Source organism: Actinomyces sp. SKVG-SVH-4(1) (assembly GCF_048514265.1).
In the GTDB taxonomy this organism is placed as follows: domain Bacteria; phylum Actinomycetota; class Actinomycetes; order Actinomycetales; family Actinomycetaceae; genus Actinomyces; species Actinomyces oris.
The window spans coordinates 94,078-112,695 of sequence record NZ_JBGEVE010000010.1; the positions used below are offsets into that span (position 1 = coordinate 94,078).

14 protein-coding genes are annotated in these 18,618 nt (G+C 66.5%); 2 read left to right on the top strand and 12 right to left on the bottom strand.

Features of this window, described 5'->3' with window-relative positions:
- The first annotated feature begins 43 nt into the window (after positions 1 to 43).
- The gene (locus tag AB7V09_RS09515; protein WP_419143600.1) at positions 44 to 1,741 is read left to right on the top strand and encodes a DUF3027 domain-containing protein; all 1,698 of its coding nucleotides are present in this window, start codon (positions 44 to 46) and stop codon (positions 1,739 to 1,741) included.
- 21 nt (positions 1,742 to 1,762) lie between these two features.
- On the opposite strand, the gene AB7V09_RS09520 is transcribed toward AB7V09_RS09515, so the two are convergent.
- Together AB7V09_RS09520 and AB7V09_RS09525 are read right to left on the bottom strand one after the other, a co-directional pair.
- Entirely contained in the window at positions 1,763 to 2,602 is an 840-nt protein-coding gene (locus AB7V09_RS09520) for a uracil-DNA glycosylase (protein ID WP_279014527.1), read from the bottom strand.
- Positions 2,603 to 2,669: 67 nt separating this feature from the next.
- Entirely contained in the window at positions 2,670 to 7,682 is a 5,013-nt protein-coding gene (locus AB7V09_RS09525; RefSeq protein WP_419143601.1) for a DEAD/DEAH box helicase, read from the bottom strand.
- A 94-nt stretch (positions 7,683 to 7,776) separates the two neighbouring features.
- On the opposite strand from AB7V09_RS09525, the gene AB7V09_RS09530 reads away from it, so the two are divergent.
- Positions 7,777 to 9,300 carry an NCS2 family permease gene (locus AB7V09_RS09530; protein ID WP_419143602.1) on the top strand — a complete coding sequence of 508 codons (1,524 nt, stop codon included), beginning with the start codon at positions 7,777 to 7,779 and terminating at the stop codon, positions 9,298 to 9,300.
- 338 nt (positions 9,301 to 9,638) lie between these two features.
- On the opposite strand, the gene AB7V09_RS09535 is transcribed toward AB7V09_RS09530, so the two are convergent.
- From AB7V09_RS09535 to AB7V09_RS09580, 10 genes are all read right to left on the bottom strand, one after another.
- On the bottom strand, positions 9,639 to 10,730 hold the full coding sequence (locus tag AB7V09_RS09535) for a Tox-REase-5 domain-containing protein (RefSeq protein ID WP_419143603.1): 1,092 nt from the start codon (positions 10,728 to 10,730) through the stop codon (positions 9,639 to 9,641).
- Between the two features lie 18 nt (positions 10,731 to 10,748).
- A complete protein-coding gene (locus AB7V09_RS09540; RefSeq protein ID WP_419143604.1) occupies positions 10,749 to 11,306 on the bottom strand; it encodes a DUF6301 family protein in 558 nt (185 codons plus the stop codon).
- Between the two features lie 19 nt (positions 11,307 to 11,325).
- Positions 11,326 to 11,775 carry a DUF6301 family protein gene (locus AB7V09_RS09545; protein ID WP_139019051.1) on the bottom strand — a complete coding sequence of 150 codons (450 nt, stop codon included), beginning with the start codon at positions 11,773 to 11,775 and terminating at the stop codon, positions 11,326 to 11,328.
- Between the two features lie 196 nt (positions 11,776 to 11,971).
- Positions 11,972 to 12,535 (bottom strand): DUF6301 family protein, encoded by a 564-nt coding sequence (locus AB7V09_RS09550; RefSeq protein ID WP_009407616.1) that lies wholly within the window; start codon positions 12,533 to 12,535, stop codon positions 11,972 to 11,974.
- A gap of 39 nt (positions 12,536 to 12,574) precedes the next feature.
- Positions 12,575 to 13,111 (bottom strand): DUF6301 family protein, encoded by a 537-nt coding sequence (locus AB7V09_RS09555; RefSeq protein ID WP_009407796.1) that lies wholly within the window; start codon positions 13,109 to 13,111, stop codon positions 12,575 to 12,577.
- A 120-nt stretch (positions 13,112 to 13,231) separates the two neighbouring features.
- Entirely contained in the window at positions 13,232 to 13,873 is a 642-nt protein-coding gene (locus AB7V09_RS09560) for a hypothetical protein (RefSeq protein WP_009407601.1), read from the bottom strand.
- 13 nt (positions 13,874 to 13,886) lie between these two features.
- The gene (locus tag AB7V09_RS09565) at positions 13,887 to 14,147 is read right to left on the bottom strand and encodes a hypothetical protein (protein ID WP_254654158.1); all 261 of its coding nucleotides are present in this window, start codon (positions 14,145 to 14,147) and stop codon (positions 13,887 to 13,889) included.
- Positions 14,148 to 14,695: 548 nt separating this feature from the next.
- A complete protein-coding gene (locus tag AB7V09_RS09570; protein WP_009407737.1) occupies positions 14,696 to 15,232 on the bottom strand; it encodes a DUF6301 family protein in 537 nt (178 codons plus the stop codon).
- 131 nt (positions 15,233 to 15,363) lie between these two features.
- Positions 15,364 to 15,975, bottom strand: coding sequence for a hypothetical protein (locus tag AB7V09_RS09575; protein WP_081385299.1), 612 nt, complete (start codon positions 15,973 to 15,975; stop codon positions 15,364 to 15,366).
- Positions 15,976 to 16,034: 59 nt separating this feature from the next.
- On the bottom strand, positions 16,035 to 18,437 hold the full coding sequence (locus tag AB7V09_RS09580; RefSeq protein WP_419143605.1) for a PrsW family glutamic-type intramembrane protease: 2,403 nt from the start codon (positions 18,435 to 18,437) through the stop codon (positions 16,035 to 16,037).
- Between the last annotated feature and the right edge of the window lie 181 nt (positions 18,438 to 18,618).

The following is an 18,618-nucleotide window of genomic DNA, read 5'->3' on the forward strand; positions in this document are numbered from 1 at the left end:
TGCGGGCCGGGGCAGTTCCAGGAGCCTCCCCTACACTGACCGAGTGACCGACACGATCGACCCTCACACCGACGCCTCAGGCGAGCCCGCAACCGGGACCGACTCGGGTTCTCCGGCGGGCGCCACCACCGGGATGCGTACCTCCACGGCGACCCTGGAGCGCCCGGCCCCGGCACCGAGTGCGGCCTCGCCCTCTCCGACGCCGGCCCCCGTGCCGCGCGCCGGCGCCCTGCCGACCCCCGCTGAGCAGGCCCTGGCCGCCAAGGACAAGACCCTCACCTCCCCGGCGGCCATTGAGCTGGCCCGCCGCGCGCTGGAGGAGGTCACCGACCCCATCACCGTCGGCGAGTACGTGGCCGCCGCGCCCGACGCCGAGCGCCTCGTCACCCACCTGTTCGACTGCACCCTGAGCGGCTACCGCGGCTGGCGCTGGGCGGTCACCCTCAGTCGCGTCCCGCGCGGCCGCACCGCCACCGTCTGCGAGGTGGAGCTCCTCCCCGGTGAGGAGGCCCTCCTCGCGCCCGCCTGGGTCCCGTGGGCCGAGCGTCTCGAACCCGGCGACATCACCCGCTCCGACCGCCTGCCCCGCAAGGAGACCGACGAGCGCCTCGAACCCGGGTGGGAGGCCACCGGTGAGGACGCCGACGCCGTCGCCCTGGACGAGCTCGACCTGGGCCGTCCCCGAGTCCTGAGCGCTCAGGGCGTCGCCAGCGCCGCCGAGCGCTGGTACGGCGGCGACCACGGCCCCGAGGCCGAGGGTGTCCGCAAGGCCCACGCCACCTGCTCCACCTGCGGCTTCTTCGTGCCGATGGCCGGCGCCCTGCGCGCCATCTTCGGTGTCTGCGCCAACGAGTGGGCCACCGACGACGGCAGCGTCGTCTCCCTGGACCACGGCTGCGGCGCCCACTCCGAGACCGATCTGCCCGACCAGGGTCCGGAGTGGCCCATCAACCCCTCGCGGGTCGACGACCACCTCATGGTGCCGCTGAGCACCAACGGGCTCGACCTGCGTGAGGGCCGCAGTATCGCCGAGCTCGCCGCCGAGCAGGGCGACGACGTCGACGCCGAGCCGGGCGGTGCCTCCGCCGAGGACGTGGCAGACGCATCCGGTCGGGGAGCCGGTGCGGAGTCGTCTGCTCAGGATGCCGACGCCCCCGCCGACGTTGCGAAGACCACCACCGACTCCGACGCCCAGGAGGCTCAAGCCGAGGATGGCGCCGCCGGCACGGATGCCACCGCGCCCGCGGCCGAGGAGCAGGCGGAGGAGCCCGGGATGAAGACCACCAAGAAGTCCGCCGCGTCCGAGCAGAAGCCCGCCGCGAAGCGCTCCCGCCGCGCGGCCACCTCGACGCACCGCCGTCGCACGGCCGTCTCTCCCGAGGAAGCCTCTGAGGAACGCAGCAGCCGCCTGGTGGGGCTCGACCTGGGAGACCTGGAGAGGGCGACCGCCGCGGCGTCGGCCTCCTCAGCCCCCGATGCTGCGAGTGCCGCCAAGCCGCTCGAGGCAACCGCGGATCGGCCCTCACCCGCACCCGCCGGAGCCGAGTCCAGTGACACGCCCAGCGAGCGGGCCGCCTCGGCCCGCGCCGCCGTCGCCGATCTGTCCCTGGCCCTGGGGATCGACATGCCCCAGGACGACGCGGCCACCGACGACACCGAGAGCGCCGAGACCGACGCCCCCGCGGAGCAGACGCCGCGGACCCTCGCCGAGCTCGAGGCCATCCTGCCCAACCGCTCCTGATACCGCCTCAGCCGCAGTCCGTCAGCATGTGTCAGCGAGGCGCTTGGCGGTCGCCAGCACCTCGTCGAGCATCGCCTCGGTGAGGCGACCGGTGAAGGTGTTCTGCTGGCTGGGGTGGTAGCTGCCGAGCAGCGTCACCGGCCTGCCATCTGGCCTGGTCAGCTCCGCCGTCGCCCCGTGGCCGAAGCGCGGCTGGGGGCGGGGGAGGACCCAACCGGCCTCCCGGGTGACCCGCAGCACCGCGCCCCATCCGATCCCGCCCAACGCCAGCAGCACCCTGATCTCAGGCATGAGGGCGATCTCGCGCGCGAGCCACGGTGCACAGGTGGCCCGCTCGACGGTCGTCGGCTTGTTGTCGGGCGGGGCGCAACGCACGGCGGCACCCATACGCGCCCCGGTGAGTCGCTGCCCGTCACCGGCCGCCGTCGAGGTGGGGGACGTCGCCAGGCCCGCCCTGTGGAAGGCCGCCCACAGCCAGTCCCCGGAGCGGTCCCCCGTGAACATGCGGCCGGTGCGGTTCGCCCCATTGGCCGCGGGTGCCAGCCCGACGACGTAGATGCGGGCATCCGCCGACCCGACACTCGCCACCGGTCGCCCCCAGTACGGCTCATGGGCGAAGGAGGCGCGACGGCCGGTCCGGGCCACCTCCTCACGCCAGGCCACGAGTCGGTCGCAGGCACGGCACACCGTGACCCGGGCGTCGAGCGCGGACAGATCCGACGATGCACCGGCCAGGCGCGCCACGTCGGCGGCCGATCGGGCCACGGGGGTGGCGGCAGTAGCGGGGTCATCGGGCCATCCGGTCCCGGGAGGGACCGGGGAGTCGAAGAACGCTCCGGTGACGGGGTGCGGATCTGCCATGCCCTCATTGTGAGCGTGTCGAGCGCACCGTGGGCTGGATTCCGTTACCGGTGAGGAGTCGGCCCACTCATCGCCAGGTGGCCCCGGAGGTGCCGACGGCGAGCCGCATCCCCTTGGGGTCGCGCACGAATCCGGCCTGACTCAGGAGGTCGCTCACGGCCGGCGCCAGCGTGGTGACCCCGTTGAGGGTCTCCACCACCGTGCGGCGCCTGATCGCCGCCCCCTGGCGCGCGAACGTCGCCTGCCTGTCGGCCGCCAGCGCGGTTAGGGCGCGCACCAGATCCTCGCGCTCGGACGTGTAGGAGATGAGGACCTTGAGGTTCTCCGAGGCGTAGAGCACCGGGGCACCACCCAGCACGACGACGCTCGCCCCCTGGCGCCGGACCGGCGGGCCACCCGTCTCCCCACCGCCGCCCCCGGCCGACTCGCCGAGGCCAGCAGGTAGCACCGGCTCGGGCCATCGCACCCCGCGCCCGATGAGACAGGCCGGGTCCTTGAGATCGAGGACGACCGGTGTCTCCGCCGCGCCGTCGGGGCCGTGGGTGAGGGACCGCAGCCGCTCGACGCTTTCCCGTTCGGCGAACTGCGCCGGCCCCAAGCCTTCAATGAAACTGCCACGCAGAATCACCCCGGTCTCCTCCATGCGCCGCAGCACCGGCATGAGGGGCCCGAGCCCTCCCGTCCCGCCGAAGGCCAGGGCGAGGTCGCGGCAGACGACCCCGTAGCGGTCCAGAAGTGACTCCACCTCCGCGATCGCCCGCTCCTCATCGCCGACCGGAGCGCACGACAGCCTCATCCAGGAGGTGGAGGCCACCACGGAGGACAGCCGCCCGGCCGCCGTTGCCTCCCCGGTGCGCGGCATCTCCATCATGAGGCGACGTCCCCGGCGGCTGCGCACCCGCCGTGAGGACGGGGCAGTGCGCGGCCCTGCCGCGGGCGCCAGCGCCCGGCGCACGGGCTCGAAGGAGCGGCCCGTGGCGGCCCCCTCACGAACCAGCCTCCAGAGCTCCTCCCCGGTGACTCCCGTCTCCCTGCCCGTCGGCGCCTCCGGCTCACCCGGGGCGGTCGCCTCCCCGGCGACCGGCGCCAGGGCGGAGTCGGTGGGGAAGAAGGCGATCTCGCCCGGCGCGGGGACGTCGTCGGCCCCGGGCCTCACCCGGGCCGCACCGGATCGGGACGCCGCATCGCTGACGGGCCTCGCCTGCCAGACGACCTCCCCGGCGGCGATGAGCTCATCGAGCATGGCCGGCCGGTAGTCGATCACGCGCGCGGGCAGCACCACCGACTCCCACAGGCCGGCCGGCAGCCACACGCCCTCCAGCGCCGCCAGGGCCTCCGCCAGGGCGTCGACGCCGCCGCCCGGCTCATCCAGGCCCGCCCTCTCCAGTACGAGACGCTGGAGAGCCGCAGGTGGCACCGGTGCGACGGCGGCCCGCGCCCGGTCCAGGGAGCGGCGGCGCACCCGGGCGAGGATCGCCGACTCCATCCATCCCGCCGCACCCAGGTCCACCAGGGAACCGTCCCCGGCCAGCTCGGCCAGGGCTCCCTCCCCTACTGCCGTCCCCAGCCCGAAGGCCTGCGCCACGCGCTGCGGCGTCACGGTCGTGTGGGTGCGTGCGTAGCGCAGAAGCAGGTCGTTCAGCGGCGAGCGGGCCGCTGCCTTCCGCTCGACCGCGACACCGGCTGTGGCCCGCTCCAGCGCCCAGTCGGGGACCTCCGCTCCCAGGGCCCGCCGCAGAGCCGGGGCGTCCTCGACCCGGGCCCACAGCTCTCGCCCGCCGACCCTCACCGCGGCGGCTCGGCGCGTCCCGTCCAGCTCGGCGAGCGCCCGACTGACCTCGCGCTCGACTGCGTGCGTGTCCGCGCGTTCGACGTCGTCGTCTGTCCCGTCCGCGCCGTCGGCCCCGTCGCCGTCGCCTCGTGCGTCCCCCTGATTCTGTCCGCCGACCTCGGTGCACCGCTCAGCCAGCTCGGCCGCGCTCAACGGGCCCAGCTCACGCAGAAGATCAGCGATCGCCTCGGCGTCGGCGCGTACCCGCCTGCCGGGGGCCAGGTGCTGGAGCTCGGCCTCCACCTGGGCCAGGACCTCGTCGTCGAGCAGGTCCGCGATGCCGCCGTCGCCCAGCAGGGCGTCGAGCGCCTTGGGGTCCAGGCAGAGCAGCTGGGCCCGGCGCTCGGCATGGGGCAGGTCCTCCTGGTAGATCAGGGTGCTCGCGTACCCGAACAGCAGCGGGTGGGCGAAGGGCGACGGCTCACTGGTGATGGCCTCGACGACGCGCACCCGGCCGGAGGCGAGACGCTCCATGAGGTCGGTGAGCGCGGGCAGGTCGTAGTACTGCTGGAGGCACTCGCGCGCCGCCTCCACGCTGACGGGGAAGTCCCGGAACTGGCGGGAGGCCTCGAGCAGCTGTCCGGCTTTGACCCGCTGCAGCCACAACGGCGTGCGGCGCCCCGGGCGGGCGGCGGGCATGAGCAGGGCGCGGGCTGCGCACTCGCGGAACCGGGCCGCGAACAGCGCCGTCGTCTCGATCCGGCTGCGCACCAGGGAGGAGATCTCCGCGGCGTCGAAGGTGATGAGCCTGGCCCCCGGGAGGTCGCCTTCAACTGGTGGGATCTGCAGGACGATGCCGTCGTCGGCCACGATGGTCTGCGGGCGCACCCCCAGCAGCTGGTGCACCCGCTCCCGGATTGCCATCGCCCAGGGCTCGTGGACGCACCGACCCAGTGTGCTGTGGACGATGATCCGCCAGCTGCCGGACTCGTCCTCATAGCGCTCCAGGACCAGGGTCTCATCGGTCGGCAGGGCGCTGGTGGCTCGGTACTGCTCGCGCAGCAGCGCCAGCAGGTTGCTGCGGGCATGAGCGTCCAGCCCCGCCTCCGTGAGCCGCCGCCGCAGTGCCCGCTCGCCCTCCGACTCCCCGGCTCCCGCCTCCGACGGCAAGGAGTTCTGCGCCTCACGCAGGAAGACGCCCTTGGCGAGCCCGGTGGCCGCAGGCCTGCCCAGCCCCTCGCCCTTCCAGAACGGCAGGCGGGCACTGCGCCCCTCAGCCGGGTCGACGACGACACGGTCCCCCGTGATCTGGCGGATCCGCCAGCTCGACGTCCCCAGCGTGATGATGTCGCCAGGGCTGGACTCGTGCACCATCTCCTCGTCGAGCTCCCCGACCCGCCGCCGCCCGGCATCCTGCGCCCCCTCGGGCAGGACGACGGGGAACATGCCCCGGTCCGGGATCGTTCCCGAGGAGGCCACCGCCAGCCGCTGCGTGCTGGGCCGGGCACTGAGTTCACCGGTGGCGCGGTCCCACACGATCCGCGGCGAGAAGTCCGTCAGATCCGCCGAGGCGAAACCGCCGGCCAGCAGCTCCAGGACCGAGTCGAAGGCCGGGCGCGGCAGCGAGGAGTAGGGGGCCGCCCGCCTGACGGTGGCGAACCAGGCCTCGGCCGTCAGTCCCTCCGCCACACTCACCGCGGCGACCGTCTGCTGGGCCAGCACGTCCAGTGCGTTGGACACCAGCTCGGTGCGCTCGATCGCCCCGGCACGCATCCCCTCGGCGGCGACGACGGCGTCCACCAGGTGAGTGCGCTCCACGGGGTAGATGATGCCGCGCGGCCGCCCGCCCACCCGGTGGTCGGCGCGCCCCACCCGCTGCAGGCCCGCTGCGACCGACGGGGGCGGCGCCACCTGGAGCACGAGGTCGACCGAGCCGATGTCGATGCCGAGCTCGAGGGAGGCCGTGGCCACCACGCACCTGAGCTCCCCCGCGGCCAGCTCCCGCTCCACGCCCAGACGCTGTTCCTTGGAGACCGACCCGTGGTGGGCCTTGGCGATCACCGGGGCGCCCGCCGCCAGGGGCTCGGTGTGCGAACCGGTTCCCATCTCCCAGGACTCCCGGTGAACCGGTACCTGCGGCGCTGGCGCCACCGCCCCGAGACGCGCGGCGTAGGCCTCGTTGAGGTGCGCGGTGAGCCGCTCGCAGGCGCCCCGGGAGTTGACGAAGACCAGCGTCGTGCGGTGGGCCAGGACCTGGTCGAGGATCGCGTTCTCAAGGTGCGGCCAGATCGAGGCCGACACCCGGGCGGGCACCCCCGCACCGGGCTCGTCAGCCCGCCCCGTCGCCATGGCTCGACCCAGCGCCTTATTGGAGCGCCAGGCCTGCGAGGACCCTGCCCGCCCGATCCCGGAGGGCCGGGAGCCGCGTCCGCCACCCGCGCTCGCGGGGGCTGCCAGGGCCCGCTCCATCCGGGTGCGCCGGTCCGAGGTCGCCGGAATGCGGGCCATGTTCTCCACCGGCACGGACACTGTGACCTCCGGTGTCGCCCGGCCGTCGTCGGAGATGATCGTCACCGGGTGCGGCCCGCCGAGGAAGCGGGCGACCTCCTCCGGCGGCGAGACGGTGGCGGACAGGCCGATGCGCTGCGCCGGCCGCCCCAGGAGGTCATCGAGCCGCTCCAGGGACACGGCCAGGTGCGTGCCGCGCTTGGAACCGGCGAAGGAGTGGATCTCGTCGACGATGACCGTCTCCACCGTCCGCAGCGTCTCCCGCACGGCGCTGGTGAGCATGAGGTAGAGCGACTCCGGCGTCGTAATGAGGATGCTGGGCGGGTGGCTGCGCAGCCGACGACGCTCCCGCGCGGGCGTGTCCCCCGAGCGCACCCCCACCGATATCGGGCGGGTAGGGCCGACGGCGCGGATTCCCGCCAGGGGCCGGCGCAGGTTGCGCTCCACGTCCGCTCCCAGCGCCTTGAGCGGGGAGATGTAGAGGACCCGCACGCCGTCGGCCCCGCCCTGCGCGCCCCCTGGCGCCGCCGCGTTCCCCTGCTCCTCCGCGGCCGGCTCCTGTCCCAGGCGGTCGATGGCGGACAGGAAGGACGCGAGCGTCTTACCCGAGCCGGTGGGGGCGATGACCAGGGCGTTCTCACCCCGGCCGATCGTGGCCCAGGCCCTCTCCTGCACCGGGGTGGGACCGGTGGGGAAGGCGTCGAGGAACCAGATGCGGGTGGCCGAGGAGAATCCCTCCCAGCCCGGCTCGCGCGGACCTGCCGCGGCGGCCGGGTCCCCTGCTGCCTCGGTCACGGCCATCACCTCCTCCCGTCCGGTCTCACCGACCATCCTTCCACGAGGCTGTGACAGTAATTCCGGGGTCTAAGCGATGGGGCGAGCGCCGGCGGCAACGATGACGGCAGCGCTCAGTTTCGCTCAGCGCGTGATGATCTGGAAGAATGCCGCCGTGAGCACACGTACCCCGACGAAGGCCTCATCTTCGTCCTCGCCCAGTCAGGTCTCTCGACTGGATCAGTTCTTCCACATCACTGAACGCGGTTCGAGCATCTCCCGAGAAATCCGTGGCGGCATCGTCACCTTCTTCTCGATGAGCTACATCCTCGTCCTCAACCCCGCGATCCTGTCCAAGGCGAGTCCCCCGGGAACCGAGGCCCAGCTCGCCGCCGGCACCGCCTTCGTCGCCGCGGTCATGACGATCCTCATGGGCGTCGTCGCCAACTACCCGATGGCCCTGGCCGCGGGCCTGGGGATCAACGCGATGGTCGCCTACACCCTCGTGGGCACCCAGGGCATGACCTACGCCGACGCCATGGGCCTCATCGTCATCGAGGGCATCATCATCCTCGTCCTGGTGCTCACCGGCTTCCGGGAGGCCGTCTTCAAGGCCGTCCCCGACCAGCTCAAGACCGCGATCTCGGTGGGCATCGGCCTGTTCATCGCGCTCATCGGCCTGGTGGACGCCAAGATGGTGCGCCGCGGCGGCACCCCCCTGGAGCTGGGCCTGGGTGGCTCCCTCCAGGGCTGGCCGGTCCTCGTCTTCCTCTTCGGGCTCTTCCTCATGGTGGTGCTCCACGTGCGCAAGGTCCGCGGCGCCATCCTCATCGGCATCGCCTCGGCCACGGTCCTGGCCATCATCATCGACGCCGTCACCCACCTGGGCCCCTACAACGACGAGACGATGCCCGGTCCCGACAACCTCACCGGCTGGTCCCTGTCGGAGCCGCGCCTGGACGGCTTCCCGGTGGACCTGCCGAGCCTGTCGACGCTGGGCCACTTCAGCCTGCTGGGCAGTGTGCACAAGGTCGGGATCGTCTCGGTGATCCTCCTGGTCTTCTCTCTGCTGCTGGCCGACTTCTTCGACACGATGGGCACGATGGTCGCCATCGGCGCCGAGGGTGACCTGCTCGACGAGCACGGCAACCCGCCCAAGACGCGCGAGATCCTCGTCGTCGACTCCCTGGCCGCCATCGCCGGTGGTGTCGGGGGCGTCTCCTCCAACACCTCCTACGTGGAGTCCGCCGCGGGTGTGGGGGAGGGGGCCCGCACGGGCCTGGCCTCGGTGGTCACCGGCTGCATGTTCGCCCTGTCCATGTTCTTCGCACCGCTGGTCAAGATGGTCCCCTACGAGGCGGCCACCCCGGCGCTGGTGGTGGTCGGTTTCCTCATGATGATGCAGGTGACCGACATCGACTGGAAGTCCCCGGAGATCGCCCTGCCGGCCTTCCTGACCATCATCATGATGCCCTTCTCCTACTCGATCACCAACGGGATCGGGGCCGGCTTCGTGGCCTACCTGGTCATCGAGGTGGCGCAGGGGCGGGCGCGGAGGATCCATCCGCTCATGTGGGTGGCCTGCGCGATGTTCGTCGTCTACTTCACCCTCGCCCCCATCAAGGCGATCCTCGGCGTGTCCTGACGAGGGCCGGCGGCCTCCGACGGAAGCGCCGGAGGCCGTCCCTCATTGGGTGATGACGGTGTCAGTGTCCATATCTGCAGCAAAGGCTGCGAACGGCCTCGTTCCTTCGGAGGAAAACCGCATGATTCCGCGGTTCCTGCTGGTGAGGTGAGCGTCGTTGAGTTCCCTTTGCTGCAGCTATGGACACTCCTGTTTCTGCGGGCGACTTTCCGCTCCTCTCAACCCGCGCCTCACGCCCCCGGCCAAGGGGGCGTTTCACGTGTTTCGGAGGTCGACGAGGGGCGGAGTCGGCGGTTCTGCTTGCTGACTGAAGCGGGCCGCGCGCAGCGGTTGGGTGTTCACCATTGGTTGAGGATGGTGGGGTAGGTGTCGGGGGTGCCGAAGGTGAAGATGGCGCCGTTGCCCACGGGAGCGGTTGCGGTGGCCAGGTGGGCGGCGCGCTGGTAGTGGGGTGAGTCGGAGGCGAAGAACATCTTCCATCCGTCGCTGTAGTTGAACGGGGCTGGGCCGTCGCGGTCGAGGTTCCTGATGGGGTGATTGCTTCGTGTCAATCCTCCAATGATGTTGGGGCCGAATAATTCCGCGGTTGTGTGCATGAGGGCATCAGCGAGGTCCTCACTGGCATCCAAAGCATTCCCGAGTGCAGAGCCGATCATGAGTTCCACGCTGGCATGGCCAAGATTGGGCATGTTGAAAGTCAGCATGAGTTTGTTGCCCTGACCGATCTGTCCACAGAACGCAGGAGTGAGACCGAATTCAGGGAACCTGGAAACGGTTTGTGACTGATAGATGCGATGCTGGAGGAGTTCTAAGTCGACTGGTGGAGCCTGCTCAGATTCCTGGTGGCTGTTTGAGGTGGGGAGCCACAGGGCGAGAGATGGGTGCAGATATCTGATTCGCTGTATCCACTCCCAGACTCGGCGACCTTCTGAGATTGGATCACCAAGAGCTTGCCGCTTCATGGTGAGACGCCACCTCATGATTGATGGCTGTAAGTGACCTGGTGATGGACGATGAGTGGGGTAGTTGCGGTAATCAGGAGGACTGTCGACAAGGCGGATTCTCGATGGGAAGAAGCCGTCTGTCTGCAAGTTGCTGAGGTGCTTGAATGCGGCGTGTTCCGCGATGTGCCAGTGGATGGGGGTTGTGGCTCCCGCATTGTGGACGGCTTCAAGTCTCCTCAGTGCCGAGTCAACGAGTCCACCATTTCCATAAACTGAGGCCGTCCAGTTCGTCTCTATGAACTTGAGTAGCCCCTCACCTTTGGCGTCGACGAGAATACCATCCCGGTATCCATCGAAGGACACGTCCCCAACGTGGTAACAGTATTCTGCAGGAACATTGGTGACCTGCTCTTTGTAATACAGATTACGTGCGAGTGTGGCTTCTAGGTCGTTATTGGTTCCGTGGGCATCAATATTCTTGCGCATGAATTATGTGGACTGCTTTCAGTTGCGCCGATGGTCTGCGAGGCAATGAATGGCCTGCAAGATTCTTTCTGTTTGTTCGGGAGAGTGGATGCGCATCTTGAGGTATGTTTGATTGAGGATGAGAGCCAGCGAGGCATGATGTGGAAGTGTCCAAGTGCAACACTGGCCGGCTTCGTTGTTGAAGGTATTGGGCTTTCCGTACAGGTTTGATATGGCGTTCAGATAGTCGCTGTAGATTCTATTGACGACAGGAGTTGTGATTGATAATAGTTCATCGGGAACGCGGGGGGTGAGTTCCACGTCGACACCAGATATTATGGTTGGATTCAATGAATCGAATCGGACGGTCCCGTTGTCGGTGCTCCCGTAAGGGAAGGGGGTGCCGAATACCTCATCTTGCCCCAGCATGACCACCCAGTCGCATTGACTACAAAGAGTGAGGGCTTTCTCCCTGCTGATGGGCCAGAGTTGTTCGGCCCAGACCTTCACCAAAGCGGCTAAGTCGTCGGCGGAGTAGACGGAGGCTTCGAGATCCATAAAACTTCTGTTGCTGCTCGTGACGGAGAGGTTGTCCATACAGGCCTCCTATCGGCTATCAGCTAAGTATCGCGTCCACGGTTGCTTCTGGTGATCGGACGTACACCTCGATGAAAGTACTTCCCGGTGAAAGAAAGACGGAGGATCCGTTCTGGAGAATCCAGTCCACATACAGTCCAGTTTCCTCGTATTTTTCCTTAGGGTTTCCGTAAAGTGATGAGAATGCACTCAGGTACTCCCTGTAGATTGAGCCTGTTATCGCTGCTGTTATCTCCCCAAATCTAAGCTGGGCACGTGTGGTGACCATGACGTCAACACCTGAAGTAAGGCTTTGGTCGCCATAGTTAATGAGGATATGACCGTCGGGCTCTCCGTTGCTGACTGGAGTGCAGAAAGAGGAGTAGCAGCCGGGAGAGGCAGTCCATCCGCACTGGTCCCGTAATGTGAAAGCCTCCTGCATGGTCAAAGGCCAAGGGGCCTCCGTCCACGCTTTGATGATAGCTGCCATCTGATCTGGATGGTAAGCATAAAACGTAGTGCCAACCGATTTACTGTAGTCTCGAATTGCTATCGCACTGTTCACCGTAGTCTCCTCAGTGTGGCATTATGACATGGTGCTGTCACCTCACAGAGGTGTTGCACTAAAACCAATCAGTGTGAGTTGGTCATGAGGGTTGGGGTCATATGCGTGTGTTCGGTGATGATTAGGGGATGTCGGGGCCGTACTCGTTCTCGTAGTATTTCCATAACGCTTCACTTTCTGTTTCGACGGGAGAGCAGATTTTGATCTTAATAAAAGTCGCGACAGAGTAGAGGGTTATCGACACATTACTATGCAGCGTCCATGTAGAATATGGCCCGGTGCTGTAGGTGTCGTCTTCGGGCGTGCCATATAGCGCCGATAGTGCGCTTCGATAGTTTGTGTATATGGACTGTGTGATGGAGGATATCTGCGACGACTTTAGCTCGATAGGGGCTCTGGTGGTCATTCTGGAGTTGATGCTGCCTACTAGGTTGCCGTTCTTAATATCTTTCGTGATAGCTCCGTCCAACTCCCCATTGCTCACCTGGGTGCTGAATAAGGTGCCGTCGCCAGGGGCGGGGATCCAACCGTACTGGTCGCGGAGTGTGAAGGCCTCAGCGAGGGTGATGGGCCAGGCGTGCTCGGCCCAGGTTTTCACGATGGTGACCATCTGCTCGGTGGTGTATGCGTAGAAAGGAGTGCCGGCATGCCGGCTGTAGTCCTGAATACTCGGTGGGGTGTTCATGATTCTCCTGCCATGTGGGCGAGTGTTCTGGGCAAGCTTTTACATCTCTCCTCCTTCATCGAAGTAGCGTTGCTGTGCTTCGGCAAGGTCTGTCGTAGCAGGGGATTCGATGGTGGTGGACAGAAATCGTCTGGTGGCTGCGATGGCCATGTTTGCTCGAGAGGGCAGATACCACTGCGTGATTGCCACGTCCTGGTCGGACTCTGAGTCCCCGGCTCCGTATAACGAGTTGAATGCACTGATGTAAGAGGCGTAGGCATTCTGAATCCTCACTTGTATCTCGGGTGGAGTATCTTGTGGGAGTCGAGAACTCAATCTGAATCTAACTTCTGCGGCTAAGTTTTTGTTTTCGACATCTATGCCAATGAAGCCGTCTTCGTCGCCGCTGCTGACTGGGGTAGTGAAGATGGTTTCGTCGTCGGGGGCTGGTTTCCATCCGAACTGGTCTCGCAGGGCGAAGGCCTCGTTGAGGTGCATGGGCCACCTGTGCTCGGCGATGGCTCGGATGATCGCCACCCCCTGCTCCACTGGGTAGATTCGGAATGTGGGGTCGTTGTTGGTCTGGTGGGTGTTCATGACCTTGTACCTGTTGAAAGAGAAGTGTCTGGATGGCCTTGGAACTGGCGGTCAACGTTAGGTCGGGCGTCTGTTCTGTTTGGGAACGTAACTGGGCTGTGGCCTGCAGAGGTTTCATGTTCACCATTGGTTGAGGATGGTGGGGTAGGTGTCGGGGGTGCCGAAGGTGAAGATGGCGCCGTTGCTTACGGGGGCGATGTTGGTGGCCAGTTGGGTGGCGCGTTGGTAGTGGGGTGAGTCGGAGGCGAAGAACATCTTCCAGCCCGGAACGTAGAAAAAGGGGTAGGGCTTATCTCTGTTGAGGTTCTTGATGGGGTGGTCGCTTCTCGACAGGCCTCCAATGATGTTGGGGCTGAATATACTTGCGGTGGTGTGCATGAGGGTGTCGGCCAGTTCCTCGCTGGCGTCCAGCGCAGACCCGAGCGCCTCTCCGGTCATCAGGCCGATGCCGGCGTTGCCGGGGGTGGGCATGTTGAAGCTCAGATCGAGCTTGTTGCCCTGTCCGATCTGTCCTGAGAAGGCTGGGGCGAGGCTGAAGTCTGGGTAGCGCGAGGTGGTTTGAGCGTCGTGGATGTACTGGAGGAGGTAGTCCTGGGTGATGGGTGGGGACTGTTCTGCTTCTTCACGGCTTTCGGCGGTGGGGCGCCACAGGTCCAGGGAGGGGTGCAGGGGCCTGACCCGCTGGATCCACTCCCACACCCGACGTCCCTCCGATACCGGGTCACCAAGAGCCTGCCGTTTGAAACTGAGGTCCCACCTCATGGTTATTGCTCCTTTAGTGGAAGTGCTGGGGGTACTCGATGTAGGGGTCGTGCTCTGCGTGGTTGACCCACTGGTCGATGACCTGTTGAGGTGTGATGCCGGGGGTGAGGATGGTGTGTCCGTCGAAGACGCTGGTAGTGAACCACAGCACCAGATTCGGGTCGGGGTTCAGTGAGCGAACCCAGGCAGCGATATCGGCAGCCTCCTCACAATCTAATGCGCCATCAGCGGAGATAAGCTTATTGTCGCGAAAATGACTGACGGTGACTGCCATGTCCTCAGGGTTGATGATGATGTCGACGTCAGTATCGCGCTCATACTCTCTCCATCTCAGGACCCTACTCCCAGGCCATCTTTTGTTGGACTCGAGAAGGAAATTATTTGCGTCTATTATCATACCCGTTGCGCTAAGTTCTGGAAATAAGAAGCTAACACTCATGGTTTCCTCTGCGTCAAGGTGTCGTGGAATTACGTAAACAGTCAAGGTGATGTTGGGGTCGAGGGATTTTCCTGCTCTGTTTCCTAGGTGTGTCACAGTTTCGGGAGTGTTGGTCGCCGAAGCTTATTCATAGGACTAGTCGAGGCTGGCATCTGTGCATAAGCCCCGTATTCACATACACCCCTTGAGTAATCCTCAAGGAGTAAGGGTGTCCAACCCTGCTGGTGGACTATATTTGCTCGGTCCGGGTTCTCACGGTAGTGATCATCTGCTCGGTGGTGTATGCGTAGAAAGGAGTATCGGCATACCGGCTGTAGTCCAGAATGCTTGGTGGGGTGTTCATGATTCTCCTGCCATGTGGGCGGGTGCTTTGGGGAAGGTCGTCATATCTCTCCGCCTTCATCGAAGTAGCGCTGCTCCGCCTCGGTCAGGTCTGTCATAGCGGGAGAGTCGATGGATGCGTACAGAAGGCCGCTGGTGGCGGCGATGACCACACTTGCTCGTGAGGGTAGGAGCCACTGCGTTGACGCAACCTCTGGGTCGGGGTCGGAGTCCCCTGCTCCGTACAGTGCGTTGAGTGTTTCGACGTAAGAGTCATAGACGCTCTGGGTCATGGCCTGTATTTCGGGTGGAGTCTCCTCGGGAAGTCGGGTGCTCATGCTGAAGTTAATTTTGGATGCTAGGGTGCTATTGGTGGTATCGAGACCGATGAAGCCATCCTCTTCACCGTTGCTGACTGGGGTCGTGAAGAATCGGCCGTTGTCAGGGGCTGGTTTCCATCCGAACTGGTCTCGCAGGGCGAAGGCCTCGTTGAGGTGCATGGGCCACCTGTGCTCGGCGATGGCTCGGATGATTGCCACCCCCTGCTCCACTGGGTAGATTCGGAATGTGGGGTCGTTGTTGGTCTTAGAGGCGTTCATGACCTCGTACCTGTTGGAGGTGATGTGTCTGGATGGCCTTAGACTGGCGACTAAGGCCAGGCCGGGTGTCTGTTCTGTTTGGGAGCGTTACCAGCTGGCCGTACCTCGGGGCCTCGCATGCTGGTTGGGTATCACCACTGCTCGAGGATGGTGGGGTAGGTGTCGGGGGTGCCGAAGGTGAAGATGGCGCCGTTGCCCACAGGGGCGATGTTGGTGGCCAGCTGGGTGGCGCGCTGGTAGTGGGGCGAGTCTGAGGCGAAGAACATCTTCCAACCTGGGATGTAATTGTAGGGCTCTGGGGTGGGGTTGAGTGGGTGGTCCTTACGGGTCAGGGCTCCGATGGTGTTGGGGGTGAAGATGGTGGCGGTGGTGTACATGAGGGTGTCGGCGAACGCCTCGCTGGTATCCAGGGCGGCCCCGAGAGCCTCGCCGATCATCAGGCTCACACCGGCGCTGCCTGGGGTGGGGGTGTTGAAACTCAGTTCGAGCTTGTTGCCCTGGCCGATCCGTCCGGAGAAGGCTGGGGCCAGGCCGAAGTCGGGATCGTCGGAGATGGCTTGTACGCCGTGGATTAAGTGGAGGAGGTAGTCCTGGGTGATGGGTGGTGCCTGTTCGGCTTCCTGGGGGCTGTCGGCGGTGGGGCGCCACAGGTCCAGGGAGGGGTGCAGGGGCCTGACCCGCTGGATCCACTCCCACACCCGACGCCCCTCCGATACCGGGTCACCAAGAGCTCGCCGCCTCATGTGTAGGCTCCATTCCATGGTCGTGGTTCCTTTCCTTGCGGTGCTGGTTGTCTGAGATATTAGTTGGGTGGTGTGTGGAAGAGCTCGATCTCGGCAGGGAACTCGCCTGACTTCTGTCGATTGAAGAGCTCGTCGAAGGTTTCTTTTTCTGCAATGTGCCATTGGATGGGGGTGTCGGTGCCGGTGGCTCGCACGGCCTTGACCTGGTCCTTTCCCATCTGAAGCAGGCCTTTCTTGACACGTTTCACCTCTCCTGTTTCTGGGTCGGTCTTATAGGTGCTTTTTGGTTCGTTCGACCAGTCTCCTTTGATGGGGTTGGCGTAGCCGGGGCCTTTGGCGTCGATGAGGGCGAAGCCGTCGTAGCCGTCGAACTCGACGCCGTTGACGATATAGGACTGTTCGATGGGGACTCTGGTGATCTGCTCCTCGTAGGCTTGGGATCGCGGTGAGCCGTAGTTCTTCCCTTCTCCCCACAGGCCAGGTCCCCCGTCGGAGCGTCCGGGTCTGGGGGTGCGCAGCCCGGGGTAGTGGATGCCGGCGCGGGGGTTGAGGCCCCTGTGGGCCTGGGCGCGGGCGAAGCGTTTGACGGGTTTGGCGGCCTGTGCGGTTTTCGCGGCATAGCCGGCGCCGCGCAGGGCTTTGCCTCCGGGGATGATGGCCATGGCGGCCAGGCCGGCGTCGGCAGCAATCTCGAGGTCGTTGTGGGTGTCCAGATAGTGGCCGGTGGCGCCCCAGGGGTCCCGCATGAACTGAGAGGCGGGACGGGCAGCGTCCAGGGCAGTGGCGATGCCGAGCCCGACATTGACGGCCATGCCGAGGGTGCCCCCGGACAGGAGGACGGCGGCGAGCCCGATGAGGACCAGGGCGGCTTTCTCGGTGGGGCTCATGGACTCCCAGACCGCTGCGAGCGTGTCCAGGATGCCGGCGAACCAGAAGGTGGGTAGCCCGTTCAGGCGCTGGTTGAGCTCGGTCACCGCAGGTGGCACGACGGTGTTGATGATCCAGGCTCCGGCCAGGGCTGCCGCCGCGGCCAGGGCCGAGGTGGCCCAGCGGTGGGGACCGGCGTCGAGCGCTCGTCGTGCGGCCAGATCGCGGGCGATGCGATGCTCGGCCCAGGCCTGCAAGAACAGGCGGGGGCTGCGGGATGTGGCCGCCTGAGCCAGGGCGAGCCTGAGCCGGTGGGCCTTGGCCCTGGCGGCGGCTGCCGCCTCGACGACGTCGGCACCCCACCTGCCCGCCACCCCACCAGGCGGGCCCTGGGGCGCGCCCGGCCCGCCACCCGGCCCGGCGAGCGTGCGCGCGTAGCCGCCCAGGCGCATCACCCGGGCATCCAGGAGGAGCGCGACGACGAGCATCACCAGAAGCAGCCAGCCCCGGCCCTGACCAGAACCAGCCATGCTGCTCGTGGTCCCGACGATCGGCCAGGGAGCCTCACCCTTGGTAGCGCCCCAAGCCTTAACGACACGCTCGCCCGTGAACCAGTTGGTGCTCGCGGTCGTGGAGTTCGTCGCCATGTGGTCGACGATCGCCACCCACAGCACACCCAGGGGCAGCCCCAGGGCCATGCAGCGCAGGGCGACCCCGAAGGCGGGGTGATGGTGCCTCGCGCGCCACCACAGGTGCCGCGCCAAGCCGATGCTCACGGCCACCAGGCCGGTGACAATGGCGTGCCCCGCATAGGTCACCGGGCCGGGGAACGCGTCGGCGAACGGCCAAAGGCTGAAGGTATGAGCGTGTATGCACTCGATGATTCCCTCTGGGTCCTCGGGACATACCGCCTTGGACAGCTGCAACCCCGGGGTGTTTCCGAGGACGTACGTCAGGCGCCGGGCGACCTCCTCGACCGCCATGAAGCCCGCCCCGCAGGCGACCCCCAGGACGAGCCAGTCCTGAATGAGCAGCCGGCGCACCCGCCCCGGGGCGATGACCGTCACCAGACAGATGGGGGCGAGCTTGGCCAGCTCCTCGACGACGCCGGCGATCACGACCTGCGAGGCCGCATGGTCCACCGGCACTCTCGCCGCGGCGGCGACCTGGAAGGAGAGCCACCCAACGGCCCCGGCCCACGGCATGGACAGGGCGAAGATGCCCGAGGTCATGCCCCAGGAGACGGTCTTGCCCCGCGCCAGCCAGAAGCAGACCGCCACGATCCAGAAGCAGCCGATCCAGGCGCCCAGCACCGTCCTGGCCAGTGGGGATACGGCCAGTGTCACCGCCACGATCAGCAGGCTCACCCAGGTCAGCACCATCCGGACCCGCGTCAGGACGCGGAAGGCCCGAAACTGCAGAAAGAGGCCGCCCAGGCGCTCCCACCACTCCAGGCGCACCGGCGCCCCGTCCAGGTTCAACGAGGACGCGGCCGAACGGTCAGTGGAAGGCGATGCCGGCGCGGCCGGAAACGCCTGGGGTGCGGCGACCGGCGCGGGTCCCGAGGGCTGCACTGGCCCCGTCGTCGTCGGCATCGCGGGCCCTGTTCCTGCCGTCGGCTGCCCAGGTCTCGTCGTCGCCTGCGGGGGCGTCAGCCCGTACTGCCCCGACGACGTCGGGGCAGCCGCAGGAGCAGGAGGTACGGCACCGGCCGGAACACCTTCCGACGGCGCCACCCGACCGTAGCCGGGCGCCGCCGTCGGCCCGGACGAGTGG